This is a genomic window from Paenibacillus durus ATCC 35681 (assembly GCF_000993825.1).
GTDB classification, from domain to species: Bacteria; Bacillota; Bacilli; order Paenibacillales; family Paenibacillaceae; genus Paenibacillus_AQ; species Paenibacillus_AQ durus_B.
Genome location: NZ_CP011114.1, coordinates 1,965,057 through 1,982,740, shown reverse-complemented (window position 1 = coordinate 1,982,740; position 17,684 = coordinate 1,965,057). Strand labels below are relative to the sequence as shown.

Genomic DNA, 17,684 nt, shown 5'->3' with positions numbered 1-17,684 from the left:
AATTTTTCATAAAAAAGATACCCTGCCGCTGCTAAAGCATTCGGCAAGGCATCCGGGTTCATACGGATTTATTCTTTATCCAGCCTCATCCGGATTTGTTCCCCGTACTGCGCGAATGCGGCGCTTCCGTCCAGCCCGCGCTGCCGGAGAAGCTCCTCCAGACGCAGTTTCTTTTCCGTCAATCTGCGGCTAAGGGTGCGCTTCTCTGCTCCGCTATCATGACAAGCGGCAAGCAGATTTTCAAGGGTCGCACATTCCGCCCGCAGCTGCAGCTCCTCGGGAAGAAGTCCGGCATTCTTCATAATTTTGAACGACATTCGCAGCTCTTCGGGCACCCCCGATAAGTCTTCCAGTTCCAGCGGCTTTCCATGGCCCGGCAAATTCCGGAATTCACCTTTTCGCATCGCCTCCTCAATCCGCTGCTCAGCCAACCAAGACATTACGGCCATTTTCCGCCGCCTCCTTTATCATGGTTTGGCGCTCTACGCGCCACGCTTTATTTTACCATAGATATAAGTTGTCCCGCTTCCTCTTAATAAGCCTTCCTAAGTCAGCAGCGACTCGGCGCCATCTATGACAATCTGCGCTCCGGTGATATGAGACGATTCATCCGACGCCAGAAAGCAGACCAGCTTTGCCACATCTTCCGGTTTGCCAGGGCCATCGGCCAGGGGCTGCTGTCCTTCCGGGAACTCCATCGGGATAATGATCGATTCCAGTTCCTCATTCGGCTCGGTGCTTTCATCAATATTGGTGGCAATGGCTCCCGGAGAAATAACGTTTACCCGGACTTTGAACTTTGCCAGCTCCAGAGCGGCCATTTTGGCAAAGGCCACCTGCCCGGCCTTCGTCGTGCTGTAAGGCGAAAAGCCGAAGCTTGCGAACCGCCTATTGCCATTGATCGAGCTGGTGATAATAATGCTCCCTTTTCCTTTTTTCTTCATATGAGGAATGGTGTATTTCAAGGAAAGGAACGTCCCGGTAAGGTTCACCGACAGCGTGCGCTGCCAGTCCTCAATGCTCAATTCTTCAATGGGGCCGATGGACCCGTTAATGCCGGCATTGGCGAATACGATATCCAGCCCGCCGAAATGCTCGACCGTTCTCCGAACTGCATCTTCCATCCGAACGGGATCGGAGGTATCCACATCCACAGCAAGCGCACAGCCTTCGCGCATACGGTTCAGCTTATTCTCCACTACAGAGGTGCGGTCATTCACCAGATCGAATAGGGCAACATTGGCGCCCTCACTAGCCATCTGAATGGCTGTCGCCCTGCCGATTCCCGAGCCCGCTCCGGTAATAATCGCTGTTCTTCCGGCAAAACGCTGTTTTGTTCCAGTATTAGGGCCCATAATCAGTCTCTCCTTCCGTTTTCACGTAATAAGTGACTTTGTCTCAAGATTACCCAAAGGGTCTCCCTTTTTAACTATATTCAGCAAAAAAAGATTCTTTCTCGAACCCAAATTCAGCAAATGTACCCCTATATTTTCCCCAAAAAATGAGGTCTGCAATCCTTTACCCGCTAGAACATTTAACGCAGCTTGCTGCTTGAACACATGCCTTTACAAAAAAACCGCCCCCGGTTATGTACCGAAAGCGGCCTTAATTATGGCGCCAAGCACCGCAATCCATGCGGCTCCAGCTTTATTATTTATCTAATAATTGCACATCCACCGTTACTTCCAACTCGCCTGCAACCCCGCGGTATACGCCTTTAACCGGCACAATATCTTTATAGTCGCGTCCATGTCCCAGCTTTACGTAACGCCAATTTACTTCCACATTGTTGGTCGGATCAAAGCCCAGCCAGCCGGTACCCGGAATATGCGTCTCCACCCATGCATGGGAGGCCTGCTCGAAATCGGCGTTGCCGCCCTGAAGATCGCTCACATAATGATAGCCGCTCACATATCTTGATGGAAGCCCGACGCTGCGGCAGACCGCGATCATCAGATGGGCATAGTCCTGGCAGACGCCGCGTTTGAGTTTCAGCGCTTTTTTGACCGTCGTGTTGACGCTGGTCGCCCCGGGATCATAAGTGAACTGCTCATATATGGTAGAAGAGAGCTTCCGCGTCCATTCATATAAATCTTCCGCTTCGTCGAAAGGATGCTGGGAGGCAAATTCCATCAGCTCCGGCGTAACCTCCGTATAACGTGTGGGCAAAATAAACTCGGTATACCGGTTCTGAAATTCCTCGTCCTTCATCCGTTTGATCTGCTCCGCAAGTGGCAGCCTCGGCAGATCTGCCCCTTGAGCCTTGTCCACCGTTACGACTGTTGCACGGGTATGAATGACCATCTCCGTATGCGGTTTGTTAACAGAGTACGCATGAACCCGGTTTCCGAAGAAATCCTCGTAAGTAAGCAGGTTGGCCGGCGGGAAGATTTCCACCTCGTGATGGAAGCAGGATTGCCTGTAATTGGTCCGTGGAGTCAGCCGGATCTCATTGACACTGTCCGTCACGGGCTCCGAATAAGTATACCGGGTCGTATGATTGATTTGAATTTTCATATCCTAATCCCTTCTTGGCGAAAAAAGGCCGTTTCCATCGTTCTACCCAGCTTCAGGCAGGAAGACTTCAGCGACTCCAGCACCTGATCCACCAGATCCCCGGCCATGTCTTCCTTCTCCATGTAATCAAGCTCGGCTCTAATCTTTCCTGCTTGGCGGATGACCCGTTCGTAGCCTTCGCCTCCATCCGCGAAATCAATTTCGATATTCGACAGATGGTATTCGAGTTCATGGGAAGCAAAACGGATAGAACGCGGAAATGCAATATTCGTAATTAAAAACTCGAGAATGCATTCCGGGGATACCGCATCCGCAAAATATCTGCGGAACGCTTGATATCCGCTGACCGATTTCAATACAGCCTGCATCTGGGTATAAATGGAAGTGTCATCCTTATCCCGGCAGGACAAGGTTACCGACTGCAGAATACGGACGGTGTTCTCCGCTCTTTCCAGGAATCGTCCGCTTTCAATAAACCGCCACTCGTTGCCCCGCAGCATGACGGACTGTTCGGCGCCCAGGAACGTGGCCGTCCGCTCCTTGATCTGCTGGTAGAACTGATGAGGGCTCTTCATAATGTCCGCAACGGACCGTTCGCCGAGCCACAGGTTGAAGCTGTTGGCGATATCCCACAGCTCGCTCGGCAGCTGCTGGCGCAGGGTGCGCAAATTATTGCGCGCTTGATGCACGCATGAGAACAGGGAATTTGCATTCCCGAGGTCCAGTGTGATAAAGGATAGCACATCCTGCTCCGAAAAGCTTTCAAATTGCTGCATATATTCATTTCTGACGCCAATCCCGTCAATCAGCCTCGACCATTTATGCCCTTCTTCCCGAAAGTCTTCCTCCTGCTGAATATGATAATGAACGTCGATCAGTCTTGCATGATTCTCCGCTCTTTCCATATAACGTCCAATCCAAAACAAAGCTTCCGCATTTCGATTCAGCATCTACCGTCACTCCCCCGTCCTATTTTTGCTCTCTTTTGTTATTAAAACGTATTTTTTAGGACATTACCCAGGTATCCTTAACACCGCCGCCTTGAGAGGAGTTTACTACCAGTGAGCCTTCCCTCATCGCCACGCGCGTCAATCCTCCAGGAATGACTTGCGGCTTGCGGTCTGCACCCATTAGCACAAAAGCTCTCAAATCAATATGCCGGGGACTCATTATACCTTCTGACAGTATCGGTGCTCTTGACAGAGACATGATCGGCTGAGCTATGTAGCGATCCGGTTCGGCAAGAATTTTGTGCCGGAAATTCTCCTGCTCTTCCTTACTTGCCTCGCTTCCGATCAGCATACCGTATCCTCCGGACAACGAGGTTTCCTTGACAACCATTTCACCCAAGTTATCAAGCACATACTTCCGGTCATCCGGTCTCGAAAGCAGATAAGTAGGAACATTATTTAAAATCGGTTCTTCATTCAGATAATAGCGGATCATGTCAGGCACATATACGTACATGGCTTTATCGTCGGCGACTCCGGTTCCCGGCGCATTGGCGATGGCCACATTCCCGGCTCTATAAGCATTCATAAGTCCCGGCACGCCAAGCAGTGAATTGGGATCAAAGGCGAGCGGATCGATAAAATCGTCATCAAGCCGGCGGTACAGCACGTCCACCCGTTTAAATCCATTCATATCCCGTAAAAATAATTTGTGATCCTGAATGACCAAATCCCGTCCTTCTACGAGGTGAACGCCCATTTGCTGGGCTAGGAAGGCGTGCTCATAGTATGCAGAGTTGTACTGGCCCGGGGTCAGAAGCGCAATAACCGGATCTGGCGTGCGTGAAGGTGAAAGGCTGCGAAGGACAGATAAAAAGCGGTTGATGCTGCGTTCCACATCCCGGATGGAGCTGGAAAAAGAGAGTTCAGGGAACAGCTGGTTCATCAGCGATCTTCCCTTAAACAGGTAGGAAAAACCGGAAGGTGTGCGCAGGTTGTCCTCCAGAATATAATAATTCCCGTCGAGGTGCCGGATCAGATCGATTCCCGAAGTCGTGATGTAGGCTCCGCCGGGAACGCGAAGTCCTGCCATTTCCGGACGGAAATAACAATTGGAGATAACCATTTTGCGAGGCACGATGCCATCCTTAATAATATATTGTTCGTGGTAAATATCATGAACGAACAGATTAAGCGCCGTCACGCGCTGAATAATTCCTGCCTCAAGCTTCTCCCACTCATCCTTGGGGATAATCCGCGGAATCATATCGAAGGGGATCGTACGTTCCATAGGTTGGTCTTGAGCCGGGTTGTACAGAGTAAAAGTAATGCCCTCCTCCATCATGCGCCGCTGCATTAAATGTTGTTTGGCCTGCAGCTCTTCGGGACTCATTCTGACAAACATGTGGTTGACATGCTTGTAATGAGGGCGGACGCTGCCTTCGCTAGCGAACATTTCATCATAAAAATGGTGCAGCGGATACGGAGACAAACCGGGCAGTGGATCAAGTTTGGACATGAGCCCGACTCCTTTCAGTAGATGTAATTTTTAGCAATAAATCATACTTTTTATTAAGACAGTATTCATAAAAATATTCAATCACAATTTCATAATACGTAAACTCGAATCCTCATGTCAATATATATAACAAGACTTTTGATAGCCGATTATTTCGCCGGTCTGATGAAACCGCACTCTTTTTCCGGGCTGGAGATCCACATGGATGGATCATAGATAAATGTGATGTAGGAAAGGCTGAAATAATAACTGTTATGAATTTTTCATATGATGAAATATTATAGTTTCCGGCGAACTTACAGTGCTTTGACAATTTATGCGGCATTTAAGTTAAAAGGATGTCGCGTGAGGTCGTATGCAGGTATTATTCGGCTGTACCATGTCAGGTTTCCGTACATTTAGTCTTTATCGTGTTTCCCTTTCTGACAAAAGCAAAAGAGCGCCGGCAGATGCCGGCGCTTCTATGTGTCTCTTATTAGAACGTTATCTCAATCTCCCGAAGTCTCTTCTTCCTTCTCGTCGATAATGATTCCGGCGAACAGCGCATGAACGAATTGTTCGGAATCGAACGGCTGCAGGTCCTCCATTTTCTCGCCAAGTCCGACCAGCTTCACTGGAATATTCAGCTCCTGGCGGATCGCCACGACGATCCCCCCTTTAGCCGTTCCGTCCAGCTTGGTGAGGACAAGGCCCGTCACGCCACTCTTCTCGCCGAACAGCTTGGCCTGCGCAAGCGCGTTCTGACCGGTCGTCGCATCGAGCACCATCAGCACTTCATGCGGCGCGCCCGGAATCTCGCGCTGGATTACGCGGAATATTTTGTTCAGCTCTTCCATTAGATTGCTCTTGTTCTGCAGCCGCCCCGCCGTGTCGCAGATCAGCACATCGGCGCCGCGCTGCTTGGCGGCCTGAACCGCATCATACATCACCGCAGCGGGATCGGAGCCCGCGCTCTGCTTGATCACATCCACACCGGCCCGCTGTCCCCATACCTCAAGCTGCTCAATGGCGCCCGCTCGGAACGTATCTCCGGCGGCAAGCAGAACTTTTTTGCCCTCCTGCTTGTAACGGTGCGCCAGTTTGCCGATCGTTGTCGTCTTGCCAACGCCGTTGACGCCGACGAACAGAATGACCGTAATGCCGTCCGGATTCTGATTAAGACGGTTGTCATCGTCACTGCGCAGCAGCTCCATCAGCTTGCGGGAGAGAATCGGCTGCAGCTCGGCGGCATCCTCGATGCGCTCCTTCTTCACCTCGGCGCGGAGTTCGTCAACCAGCGTCATGACCGTGTTCACGCCAACGTCGGCGCCGATCAGAATTTCCTCCAGCTCCTCGTAGAACTCCTCGTCGATTTTTTTGCGGCGGATAATCAGGTCGGATACTTTCTGGGCGAAGCCTTTGCGGGTCTTCTCCAGACCTTCCCGGAACTGCTTCGTTACGCTCTCCGTTTTGCCCGCAATACTTTCTCTTAATTTCTTGAAAAAGCTCACTCTTGTTCCTCCGTTCAGTTATTAATGGCAAGCCGCCAACTTAAGCAATCTCCGCTTCTTCATCTTCCAGACGCACGGACACCAGCTTGGAGACCCCGCCTTCTTCCATCGTTACTCCGTAGAGCACATCCGCCTCTTCCATCGTCCCTTTGCGGTGGGTCACCACGATGAACTGGGTCTGCTCCGAGAATTCGCGGAGGTATTGGGCAAACCTTACGACATTCGCCTCGTCGAGCGCCGCCTCCACTTCATCCAGCACGCAGAACGGAACCGGCTTCACCTGCAGGATGGCGAACAGCAGCGCCATCGCGGTCAGCGCGCGCTCTCCCCCGGACAGCAGCTGCAGATTTTGCAGCTTCTTGCCCGGCGGCTGGGCGACGATATCAATGCCGGTATTCAGCAGGTTGTCCGGCTCCAGCAGCAGCAGATCGGCCCGGCCTCCGCCGAACAGCTTGGTAAAGACCGTGCCGAATTCTCTCCGAATGGCATCGAATGTCTGCTTGAACCGCTTGGACATCTCCTCCTCCATTTCACGGATGACTTGATACAGCGTAGTCTTCGCTTCAACGAGATCATCCTTTTGCTCGCTGAGGAATGTATAGCGTTCATTCACCCGCTGGTATTCCTCAACGGCTCCCAGATTCACCTCGCCGAGCGCGGAAATATTCCGTCTGAGCTTCTGTACTTCAGCCTGCGCCGCCGGGACGTCCTCCGGAACAGGATAACGCTGCTTCGCCAGCTCGTAGCTCAGCTCATAATCGTCGCTCAGCTTCCGCAGAATGTTATCGAGCTCGACGTCGAGCCTGCCGACGGAAACCTCCGTCGCACGCAGCTGGTCGTCCACCGCTTTCAGCGCCTGCCGCTGCTCCTTTGTCTCGCCTTCCTCCAGCTCCAGCTTTCGGGTTAAGGACGTTCGTTCCGCGCGGGCGTAATCCAGCTTCTCCGCCGCTTCTTCTTTTTTCAGGCGGTAGGTATTCAGATCTTCCTGCTGCTTGACGGCTTCCACGGCATTGGTCTTCAAATCCTGTTCAATCGTATCGAGCAGATTGCGGTTCTGACGCATTTCCTTGTCCTGCGAGCCGGCGTCGGCCTTCAGTCTTCGGAGCTGCTCCTCCTGGGAAAATATCTCCTGATCCAGCTTGCCTTCCGCAACCTTCATGCCGGTCAGCTTGCCCTGAAGCTCTTCCCGCTCGGACTCGCTCGCCTTGCGCTGCGATTCCGCATGACGGATCGCTTCATGGGCGGCTTGCTCCTCCTCTTCCAGACGAGCGAGATCGGCTGCCGCCTGCGCCCTCGCCTGTTCCAGCTGCTTCGCTTCGCCTTCGAACCCGCTGCGCTCCGCGCCAGCGCTTTCCACCTGCTCCTGCACATGCCGAAGCTCCTGCTCCAGCTGCCTCAAATCGCTGGCGAGACGCTGCTCCTCCAGCCGCTTCTCGTCGCCGCCGTGACGAAGCTTCTCCAGCTTGTCGTTCGAATCTTCCTGCTCCTTGCGCAGCCGGGAGATACTGTCCTTTAGCTTGTCGATTTGGCGCTCGGTTTCGCCGATTTCGCTTTGGAGCTGTTCCAGTTGGCGTTTGCGTCCCAGCAGACTGGTATTCTTCCGGTGCTGGCTGCCGCCGGTCATCGATCCCCCGGCATTGACGACATCGCCTTCCAGAGTGACGACGCGGTAGCGGTACTGGCATCTGGCTGCAATCTTGTTCGCCTGCTCCAGGCTTTCCGCAATGACGACATTTCCCAGAAGACTGCCGAAAATGCTGGCATATTTGCCTTCAAAGCCGACCAGTTCGGAGCCGATTCCGACGAATCCCTCCGCTCCCTCGATCATCCCCCGGTCGCTGCCGGTAATCTGCCGCGGCCGGATAACATCAAGCGGCAGGAAGGTTGCGCGGCCAAGCTGTCGCTGCTTCAGAAACGAAATCGCTTGGCGCGACACGGCTTCATTGTCCATGACGATATGCTGCAAAGACGCGCCCAGCGCCGTTTCAACAGCCATCTCCAGCTTCTCAGGCACGGAGATCAGCTCGGCCACAGCGCCGTGAACGCCGCTAAGCTGCCCTTTGCGCGCGCCTTTGAGCACTTCTTTGACGCCAAGCATGAAGCCGTCGAAGTCGTCCTGCATTTCCTTCATCGTCTCATGCCGGGATACCTGGGCTTCTCTCTTCTGCTCCCATTTGCGAAGCCCCGAATGGGCTTCATCGAGCAGCTTCTGCCGGGACACCGATTGCTCGCTTTCGGAGATGTAGTCCTTGCGCAGCTTCGCGAGCTCCTTGCCAAGCGTCTCGATTTGGCCCTTCAGCTTCGCCTGCTCCTGCTGAAGCTCCTTATGCCGCGAGATCCACTTCCCGCTCTCTTCCGCGCTGCGGTTCATCCGCCGCTCCAGGTTTTCTTTCTGCTGGTCGGCATAGCGTATCTCGTTGCGCGCCTGCGCCATTTTATTCATCAGCTCCAGCAGCGCGCTCTTTAAGCTCTCCTCTTTACTCTGGCTGAGCCCGTCCGTAACGCCTGTCAGCCTCGCTTCCTCGTCTGCGATTTGCTGCCGCAGCTCCGCAAGGCGAGTCCGGGTCTGCACCAAGCCGCTTTCCAGCGCCATTAGCTCCCGCTGGCGATCTTCCGAACGCTCTCCGACGGAGCCGATGGTCTGCACGAGCTGCTCCCGGTTGTTCTCCAGATGACGCCGGCGTTCCTTCAGCAGTTCGCCGAATCCTTCGCTCTTCTCGAATGCTTCGCTGTACCGCAGCAGCTGCTCCTGCAGCTGTTCGATCCGCTCCTCCAATTGGCGAAGCGCGGCTCTTCCGCTCTCCAGCTTGGCGTCATGGGCGGTGACGACCGTCGATAATTGAAGCTGCTCGTCCCGCAAAACTTCAAGCTTGGCATTGCCGTCCTTCCATGCCTCATGAATACCCTCAATCTGGTGTACATAGACGGAGATTTCCAGATTTTTCAGCTGTTCTTTCAGTTCCTTGTAGCGGATGGCCTTCTCGGATTGCTCCTTCAGCGGACCGATCTGGTCCTCCAGCTCGCTGATCAGATCGTGGATGCGCAGCAGATTCTGCTCCGTCTCATCCAGCTTGCGTCCCGCATCTTTTTTGCGCGATTTATATTTGACGATGCCCGACGCCTCTTCAAATATGCCGCGCCGATCCTCGGAACGGGTGCTGAGAATTTCCTCAATCCGGCCTTGTCCGATAATGGAATAAGCCTCGCGGCCGATGCCGGTATCCATGAACAGTTCTGTAATATCTTTTAGTCTGCATGACTGCTTATTGATCATATATTCGCTGTCTCCGCTGCGGTGAACCCGCCGCGTTACCGTCACTTCGCTGAAGTCCAGAGGCAGAGCGTGATCCTCGTTGTCCAGCGTCAGCGACACTTCGCCATAATTGACCGCCTTGCGGGCATCGCTTCCGGCAAAAATGATATCTTCCATCTTGCCGCCGCGCAGCGATTTGGCGCTTTGTTCACCGAGCACCCAGCGGATGCCGTCGGAAATGTTGCTCTTGCCGCTTCCGTTGGGACCCACGACAGCCGTAATGCCGCGCACAAACTCCATCTCTGTTTTGTCGGCAAATGATTTAAAGCCCGCTAATTCAATCCGTTTCAAAAACATACCTCGCCAGTCACCTCCGACCCATTATACCATAGCGTTCCATAACCTAACATAGCACGCTCCAGCGAAGAGCGGTATGCAGAAAATATGCCTGGCTGTGAAATATAAAATTGACAGTGATGGCAAAAAGTGATGTAGTAAAGTTGTTTTGTGGCTTCTATTATTTACTATAATAAGGGTGATAGAAATGGAGCGGGGACTTGAACGGCAAGAAAGCATTATTCGTTACCGGCAAGGACAAATCAGCAGAGATCAAGATCTCATCGTGACGGAGCATCCGGTCACACTTAAGATTAACGGTGAGGAATTCGTGACCCTCGTATGCACCCCTGAGTACATTGAGGATATGGCTATCGGCTATCTGGCCTCGGAAGGCATTATCCGGGGAATTCAAGATATCAAGGATCTGTGGATTCAGGAAGATAAGGGTTATGTACACATCTCCACGGATCGCTGGAATGATCTTAACCGCCAGCTGTACGCCAAACGTTATGTCAATTCTTGCTGCGGCGGAGGCCGTCACGGCTTCGTTTATGTTAACGATGCAAGAACGGCCAAGGTCATGGACGGCGTTCATGTCTCGCTATCCTTTGACGATTGTTTTCGCCTTATGGCGGGCGTACAGGCCGGGGCGGAGCTGTTTCACCGGACAGGCGGCGTCCACTCCGCTGCGATTTGCGATACCGGCGGGGTGCTGCTCGCCCGCAGCGATATCGGCCGGCATAATGCGCTCGACAAGATTTACGGCCACTGTCTAAGGCACGATATGAACCTGAATGACAAAATCATCGCATTCAGCGGCCGGATTTCATCGGAAATCTTATTAAAAGTTGCCAAAATCGGCTGTGAGATCATTCTATCCAAATCCGCGCCCACAGCCCTGGCTCTTGAGCTGGCTGAACAACTCGGCATCACGACAGTCGGTTTTATCCGTCAGGATTCATGCAATGTTTATACACGCCCGGAGCGTATCAGCGACTGTGCGATCTTAAACAACAATTGAACAATCCTGGGATTTCAAGCAGAAAGCTCATAGTTCTGAACTCTTACTTTTGTTACATTATTTTCATGTATGTCTATTACAAAAAAAGATGCATCCGATCAACTTAGGGAGGGATGTTCAACGGATCATTTACTGGAACGTTTATATGCTCAGGAATCGCTCAGTTCTGAAGAAATTGTCAATCTGCTAGAAAATCTGGACCCGGCTTCAAGGAGGCGGCTGCATGCTTTTGCGCATCAGAAGCGGGTGGCCCGTTACGGCACAGGAGTGTATCTTCGCGGGCTGATTGAATTCTCCAATATATGCAAACAAAACTGTATGTACTGCGGAATACGCTCTGCCAATAAGGCAGTCAGCCGCTATCGGCTGAGCCTCGAAGAAATCATGGACTGCTGCCGGGAAGGATATGAGCTGGGCTATCGCACCTTCGTTCTGCAGAGCGGAGAGGACGACTGGTATACAACGGATAAGCTGGCGGGCCTGATTGCTGATATTAAGCGGCGCTATCCGGATACTGCGGTGACGCTGTCGATCGGCGAGCGTGACGACGAGACGTATGCCCGGTTATTTGAAGCGGGCGCGGACCGTTATTTGCTGCGTCATGAGACGGCTTCCAGCAGCCTGTATGAGGCGCTGCACCCGACCATGACTTTTGAGAACCGGCGGGACCGCCTGCGTTCCTTGAAGGCTATCGGCTATCAGGTCGGAGCCGGGTTTATGGTTGGATTGCCCGGACAGACGCATGAAGATTTGGCCAAAGATTTGCTGTACCTGAAGGAGCTGAATCCGGATATGATTGGCATCGGCCCTTTTTTGCCCCATCAAGCCACCCCTTTAAAGGACGAGCCAGCCGGAACTCTGGAGGACACACTAGATATGATTGCACTCGCGCGGCTGTTTGTCCCGGGCGCTTTGATTCCGGCTACCACAGCCATGGGAACCGCTCATCCGTACGGGCGGGAGCTCGCGCTAAAAGCGGGTGCAAATGTAGTAATGCCTAATCTGTCTCCGCTATCCGTACGTCCAAAATATACATTATATGACAATAAAATTTGTACGGGTGATGAATCGGGGCAGTGCCGGTTCTGTCTGGAGCAGCGGATTGAAGGTGCAGGCTTCCATATCGATATGGGCCGCGGAGATAGTTTGGACTGGCTGTCGCGCCCTCAGACGAAGCAGGCTGTTCGGTAAACAATGGTCATTAATGAACTCAGAAAGAAGTGGATGTTCGTGAACCGAGTGAATGAGCGCCATCAGGCGGATTTTATTCAAGACGAGGAAATCAAGGGAGCGCTGCAATACGGGGAGACGGCGGTTAACGACAACAAGCTCATAACCGAAATCCTGGAAAAAGCAAGAAAGTGCAAAGGATTAACCTCACGCGAAGCCGCGGTGCTGCTGCATGTGGAAGATGAAGATACGCTGGAACGGCTGTACCAGGTATCCAGGGAAATCAAGGAACGGATCTACGGCAACCGGATCGTGCTGTTCGCGCCGCTCTATGTCAGCAACTACTGCGTCAATAACTGTGTCTACTGCGGATACAAGCACTCCAATTCCGAGTTTGCGCGCAGCCGTCTCACACAAAGTGAAATCGCCCAGGAAGTCAAGGTTCTTCAGTCGCTTGGCCATAAACGGCTTGTGCTTGAAGCGGGCGAAGACCCGCGCCATTGTTCCATCGACTACATCCTGGACTGTATCCGGACGATATACGAGACCAAGCTCGATAATGGCAGTATCCGGCGGATTAACATCAATATTGCTGCTACGACTGAGGAGGATTACCGCAAACTGGCCGATGCCGGGATCGGAACGTATATTTTGTTCCAGGAGACTTACCACAGACCCAGCTATCACAATTACCATCCGCAAGGGCCCAAAGGGCATTATGACTGGCACACGACCGCCATGGACCGGGCGATGCGCGCCGGTATAGACGATGTTGGCATCGGCGTCCTGTACGGACTCTATGATTATAAATACGAGACTATCGCCATGCTGAAACACGCCGAGCATCTGGAGCAGACATTCGGCTGCGGACCGCACACCATCTCCGTCCCTCGTCTGCGCGAAGCGGAGAACGTGAATCTGGACAGTTATCCCTACCTTGTAGGCGACCGCGATTTCGCGAAGATTGTTGCCGTGCTGAGAATGGCCGTCCCTTATACGGGCATGATTCTGTCTACACGCGAAGACCCGGAATTCCGCGACCAGATCATACGGCTTGGAATATCGCAGATCAGCGCAGGCTCTGCCACCGGCGTCGGCGCGTACAGCGTCAATAAAGGCAAAGACGACAAACCGCAGTTCACGGTCGGCGACCACCGTTCTCCTATGGAAATTATCAAGAACCTGTGTCAAGACGGCTATGTTCCCAGTTACTGCACCGCTTGTTACCGCGAAGGGCGGACGGGGGACCGCTTCATGCAGCTGGCCAAGTCGGGGCAAATTCATAATGTATGCCAGCCGAATTCCTTGATGACCTTTCAGGAATACCTGCTGGATTACGCCGACGAGGAAATGCGTGCTATCGGCGAGCAGACCATTCGCGAAAATCTGGAGCGCATTCCCAAGGAATCGGTCAAGAAAACAACGATGGACCAGCTCAAGCGCATTCATGCGGGCGAAAGAGATCTGCGGTTCTAACAGCATCGTAAGAAGAACCGGCCTGACGGCCTCTTTACAAGAGGTAGGTCCGTTTCTCGTAAAAATATAAGACCAAACGATAGGCGCGCAGCTAATTAAGTCTGATATTTCAAAAAAAAGCACCCGGAACCTTGTAAAAAGGAACCGGGTGCTTTTCTGTAACACACAACTTTAACTCCCTTCCTCCGCCCAAGCCAGCATCGCGGACGGAAACATTTCAATCGCCCTTGGGAATACGCCATGGACATAGGCAATAAATACGCCATAATTGACAATCGGCACTCCCGTAGCCCCGGCCTCCTCCAATCGATGCAGCATCGCTTTGCGATTCAGAATGCACGCTCCGCAATGAATAATAAGGGAATACTGTTCCAATCCCTCCGGGAATTCACTGCCGGCGGCATGCTCGATTTGAAGCTGCCTGCCCGTCTTTTCCCGCAGCCAGCGGGGAATCTTGACAGTGGCGATATCATCGGACTGCCGATGATGTGTACAGGCTTCCGCAATTAGCACCCGGTCGCCGTCACGCAGGCGGCTGATCGCCCGTACCCCGCGCACAAGCTGGGGAAGATCGCCTTTATAGCGGGCGAACAGGATGGAGAAAGAGGTTAACGGCACATCCTTCGGCGTGTCGGCCTGGGCTTTCAGAAACGCCTGCGAATCGGTAATCACGATTTTCGGCTTGCGCCCCAGTGATGACAGCGTATGCCTTAGTTCCTGCTCCTTGGTCACCACAGCTACCGCATCACATTCCATGATGTCGCGAATAGTCTGCTGCTGGGGCAGAATCAGGCGGCCTTTGGGCGCAGCCTTGTCGATCGGGACGACAAGAACGGCCAGGTCACCGGGACTTAACAGGTCGCCGACGATCCGGAACTTGTCTTCTCCTCTGGGCAAGGCCGCTGTAATTGCCGTCTTCAATTCGCCGATTCCACGTCCGGTGGCGGCACTTAATGGAAGGGGCCTCCGGCCAAGCTTGGCTTCCGCACGCGCCGCCGCTAAGCCTAAGCCGGCCTCTCCTTCATTTCCTTCAACGGCAAGCAGATCGATTTTGTTTAAAATCACAATAACCGGAATCTCTTTGGCGGCAATCGTCCGCAGCAGCTCCTGCTCAAATTCGTCAGCGCCATGGGCGGCATCAACCACAAGCAGCGCCACATCGGTTTTGTTAAGGATGCGCATCGTTTTGTGGATACGGAGCTGTCCCAAATCGCCAACGTCATCCAGTCCGGCCGTATCAATAAGCACCAACGGGCCGGCCGGAAGCAGCTCCATCGGCTGATAGACCGGGTCGGTCGTCGTACCGCTCACCGGGGAAACTATCGAGGTCTCCTGCCCGCCAAGCGCGTTAATTACACTCGATTTACCGGCATTGCGCCGCCCGAAGACGGCAATGTGCAATCGTTCTCCGCGTGGTGTATCGTTCAAGCTCATAAGGTGTTCTCCTTCACTTTCCTATACCTCTTTAGACCCTTCTGCCGCTTCCGGGAATACCCGGCTTGGTCACTTCCAGCGGATGAAGACTCGCCTCAATTTGCTCTGCTGCCATCAGACCGCGCTCCTGCAGCAGTTGTTCAAGCGGCTGTCCCGTAGCCATGACGGCCTTAGCCAGCTCAGCGGCGGTGTCATATCCAAGATAAGACACTACCGCCGCAGCCATCACTCCCGAGCGGTCAAGATTCTTCTGGCATTGGTCGGTATCCAGCGTCACCCCTTGAACGCACCGCTCCTTAAATAACGGCACTGCACGGCTTAGCAGTTCCAACGATTCCAGCAGCGATTCGGCAATCAAAGGGGTAAACGCATTAAGCTCCAGCTGTCCGCTTGCCGCCGCCAGCGTTACCGCCGTATCGTTGGCGATCACCCGCATCGCGACGGACCCGGCCATTTCGGCAATGACCGGATTGACCTTCCCGGGCATGATGGAAGAGCCGACTTGCACAGCCGGCAGCTTATATTCGCCGATACCGCCGGATGGGCCGGAATTCAGCAGCCGGAAATCGCCCGATATTTTTAGGAGATTCACTGCCGCCGCTTTGAGCAGGCCCGAAGTCTCTACGAACACATCCATATTCTGCGTGGCATCCATCGGAAAATCACTGCGGCTTAACCCGAGCCCGGTCATTTCCCGCAGCTCCTCCGTAATGGCATAAGCATACGTAAGCGGCGCGTTCATCCCGGTGCCAACAGCCGTGCCGCCGATATTGATCTCCCGCAGCCGCTCCTCCGCTTTATACAGCCGCCACCGGTCACGGGCCACCGCTTTGGCATATGCGCCGAAGCTCTGCCCGGCCATGATCGGCAGCGCGTCCATAAGCTGCGTCCGGCCCAGCCTTAACACATCCGCATACTGCCGTTCCTTCTCCTGCAGCGCTTCTTGAAGCGAGGACAGCTCTTCACTCAGCAGACGCAGCAGCGGGATGACAGCGATGCGCAGAGCCGTCGGGTAGACGTCGTTCGTGGACTGATAAAGATTTACGTGGTCAATCGGATGGATCAGCCGATAGTCCCCTTTGGTTCCGCCAAGCCGCTCGATGGCCCGGTTAGCTATCATCTCGTTTACATTCATGTTGGTGCTGGTTCCCGCTCCGCCCTGATAGGCATCGACGATAAAATGATCATCCAGCAGACCTGCCAAAATATCATCGCAGGACAACTGAATCGCCTCAGCGGCAGACTCCGGAATGTCCCCATTCCGGCCGTTTACTTTGGCGGCGGCTTTCTTAACCAGCACCATTGCCCGCATGAGCTGCTGATGAGCCGGACGGCCGCTGACGGCAAAATTATCCCGCGCCCGCAAGGTATGAATGCCATAGTAGGCATCCTCCGGTACTGAAGCACAGCCAAGCGAATCCTGTTCCATGCGAAAGCTTGATTCATGACTCATTTTAAGCTTTCACCCGCCAATCTGGGACATCTGACGCCGCATTACGTGCTGGGAAGGCTTGTGGCTCGGCTGAACGATCATTTCATGCCGCTGCGGTTTAGCTTCGAGCGATTGCCGGAATACTTGTCCAAGCATCTCGTTATTTCCGATAAACGGCTTGAGATCCCACTCGTCATTCCAATAGAGGCAGGGCTTAACATATCCGTTGGCCGTAATACGCAGCCGGTTGCAGGCCATGCAGAAATGATCGCTCACCGGATTAATCAGGCCGAATTCTCCGGCAGCTCCGGAAATCCGGTAATACTTGGCCGGCCCTGCATCGTCAGCCGCTCCGCAAAAGGATAGATTCGCCAGACTGTCAGCAGGCTCAACAAGGCGCGCGTTCCATTCCCTCTTGGCACACTGCGCCAGTATTCCTTCCAGCGGCATATATTTCGCTTTCCAGCCCTCTGCCTGCATACCGACAGGCATATATTCGATAAAGCGGATTTGCAGCGGATAATTCAGCGTCATCTGCAAAAAAGACTCGATTTCGTCATCGTTCACGCCTTGCATGAGCACTACATTGAGCTTCAGCGTTTCGAATCCGGCTTCAAAGCAGGCTTCAATGGCGTCTAATACCCGGCTAAGATTACCGCCGCGAGTGATCTGGGCGTACCGCTCCGGCAGGAGGGAATCCAGACTGATGTTCACATCGGTCAGCCCCGCCCGGCGAAGCGCCCGAGCCTTGGACGCCAGCAGCAGGCCGTTGGTGGTCAGCCCAATGCGTCTGATACCTGATATGGCGCCAAGCTTGGCCACAAGCTCTTCCAGACGGGGCCGCAGCAGCGGCTCTCCGCCGGTAATCCTAACCTTAGTGACACCCATCTCGGCGAGTACATTTACGATGTCAACCATCGCGTCAAAAGTAAGCAGGTCCGTCTGCGAAGTATAATCCGCTCTGTTCCCCGGTCTGCAATACTGACAGCCAAGGTTGCAGCGGTCGGTAATGGAGAGCCGCACATAATTATGTACACGGCCAAAGGAGTCAACCAAAGGTTCGGACAAAGGATTCACCTTGCT

The 17,684-nt window shown here is 53.6% G+C and carries 13 protein-coding genes; 3 read left to right on the top strand and 10 right to left on the bottom strand.

What is annotated here, in order from left to right; genetic code table 11:
* Positions 1-68 precede the first annotated feature (68 nt).
* The 7 genes from VK70_RS09010 to smc form a co-directional block, all read right to left on the bottom strand.
* Complete coding sequence (locus VK70_RS09010; RefSeq protein ID WP_025695873.1) at positions 69-449, bottom strand: DnaJ family domain-containing protein; 381 nt, start codon at positions 447-449, stop codon at positions 69-71.
* A gap of 96 nt (positions 450-545) precedes the next feature.
* Positions 546-1,355 carry an SDR family oxidoreductase gene (locus VK70_RS09005; protein ID WP_025695874.1) on the bottom strand — a complete coding sequence of 270 codons (810 nt, stop codon included), beginning with the start codon at positions 1,353-1,355 and terminating at the stop codon, positions 546-548.
* 295 nt (positions 1,356-1,650) lie between these two features.
* The gene (locus VK70_RS09000) at positions 1,651-2,517 is read right to left on the bottom strand and encodes a transglutaminase family protein (RefSeq protein ID WP_025695875.1); all 867 of its coding nucleotides are present in this window, start codon (positions 2,515-2,517) and stop codon (positions 1,651-1,653) included.
* Positions 2,514-3,467: an alpha-E domain-containing protein gene (locus tag VK70_RS08995; RefSeq protein ID WP_025695876.1), complete on the bottom strand. Its 954-nt coding sequence runs from the start codon at positions 3,465-3,467 to the stop codon at positions 2,514-2,516. The genes VK70_RS09000 and VK70_RS08995 overlap by 4 nt, the downstream gene beginning before the upstream one ends.
* Positions 3,468-3,522: 55 nt before the next feature.
* Positions 3,523-4,986 (bottom strand): circularly permuted type 2 ATP-grasp protein, encoded by a 1,464-nt coding sequence (locus VK70_RS08990; RefSeq protein ID WP_025695877.1) that lies wholly within the window; start codon positions 4,984-4,986, stop codon positions 3,523-3,525.
* A gap of 488 nt (positions 4,987-5,474) precedes the next feature.
* Complete coding sequence (ftsY, locus tag VK70_RS08985; RefSeq protein ID WP_025695878.1) at positions 5,475-6,476, bottom strand: signal recognition particle-docking protein FtsY; 1,002 nt, start codon at positions 6,474-6,476, stop codon at positions 5,475-5,477.
* Between the two features lie 40 nt (positions 6,477-6,516).
* Entirely contained in the window at positions 6,517-10,086 is a 3,570-nt protein-coding gene (smc, locus tag VK70_RS08980) for a chromosome segregation protein SMC (protein WP_025695879.1), read from the bottom strand.
* Between the two features lie 187 nt (positions 10,087-10,273).
* Here smc and fdhD point away from each other — a divergent pair, with 187 nt between their 5' ends.
* From fdhD to hydG, 3 genes are all read left to right on the top strand, one after another.
* A complete protein-coding gene (gene fdhD, locus VK70_RS08975) occupies positions 10,274-11,089 on the top strand; it encodes a formate dehydrogenase accessory sulfurtransferase FdhD (RefSeq protein WP_025695880.1) in 816 nt (271 codons plus the stop codon).
* A 69-nt stretch (positions 11,090-11,158) separates the two neighbouring features.
* On the top strand, positions 11,159-12,280 hold the full coding sequence (hydE, locus tag VK70_RS08970) for a [FeFe] hydrogenase H-cluster radical SAM maturase HydE (RefSeq protein ID WP_081754868.1): 1,122 nt from the start codon (positions 11,159-11,161) through the stop codon (positions 12,278-12,280).
* Between the two features lie 33 nt (positions 12,281-12,313).
* Positions 12,314-13,735, top strand: a complete 1,422-nt coding sequence (gene hydG, locus VK70_RS08965) for a [FeFe] hydrogenase H-cluster radical SAM maturase HydG (RefSeq protein ID WP_036640810.1) — start codon at positions 12,314-12,316, stop codon at positions 13,733-13,735.
* 171 nt (positions 13,736-13,906) lie between these two features.
* Here the strand turns inward: hydG and hydF are convergent, their stop codons facing one another.
* Genes hydF through moaA form a run of 3 tightly spaced genes read right to left on the bottom strand, consistent with a single transcriptional unit; the run spans position 13,907 to position 17,669 of the window.
* A complete protein-coding gene (hydF, locus tag VK70_RS08960; RefSeq protein ID WP_046723174.1) occupies positions 13,907-15,169 on the bottom strand; it encodes a [FeFe] hydrogenase H-cluster maturation GTPase HydF in 1,263 nt (420 codons plus the stop codon).
* Positions 15,170-15,200: 31 nt separating this feature from the next.
* Complete coding sequence (locus VK70_RS08955) at positions 15,201-16,622, bottom strand: aspartate ammonia-lyase (protein ID WP_082210216.1); 1,422 nt, start codon at positions 16,620-16,622, stop codon at positions 15,201-15,203.
* A 9-nt stretch (positions 16,623-16,631) separates the two neighbouring features.
* Positions 16,632-17,669: a GTP 3',8-cyclase MoaA gene (moaA, locus tag VK70_RS08950; RefSeq protein ID WP_025695459.1), complete on the bottom strand. Its 1,038-nt coding sequence runs from the start codon at positions 17,667-17,669 to the stop codon at positions 16,632-16,634.
* Positions 17,670-17,684: the final 15 nt, after the last annotated feature.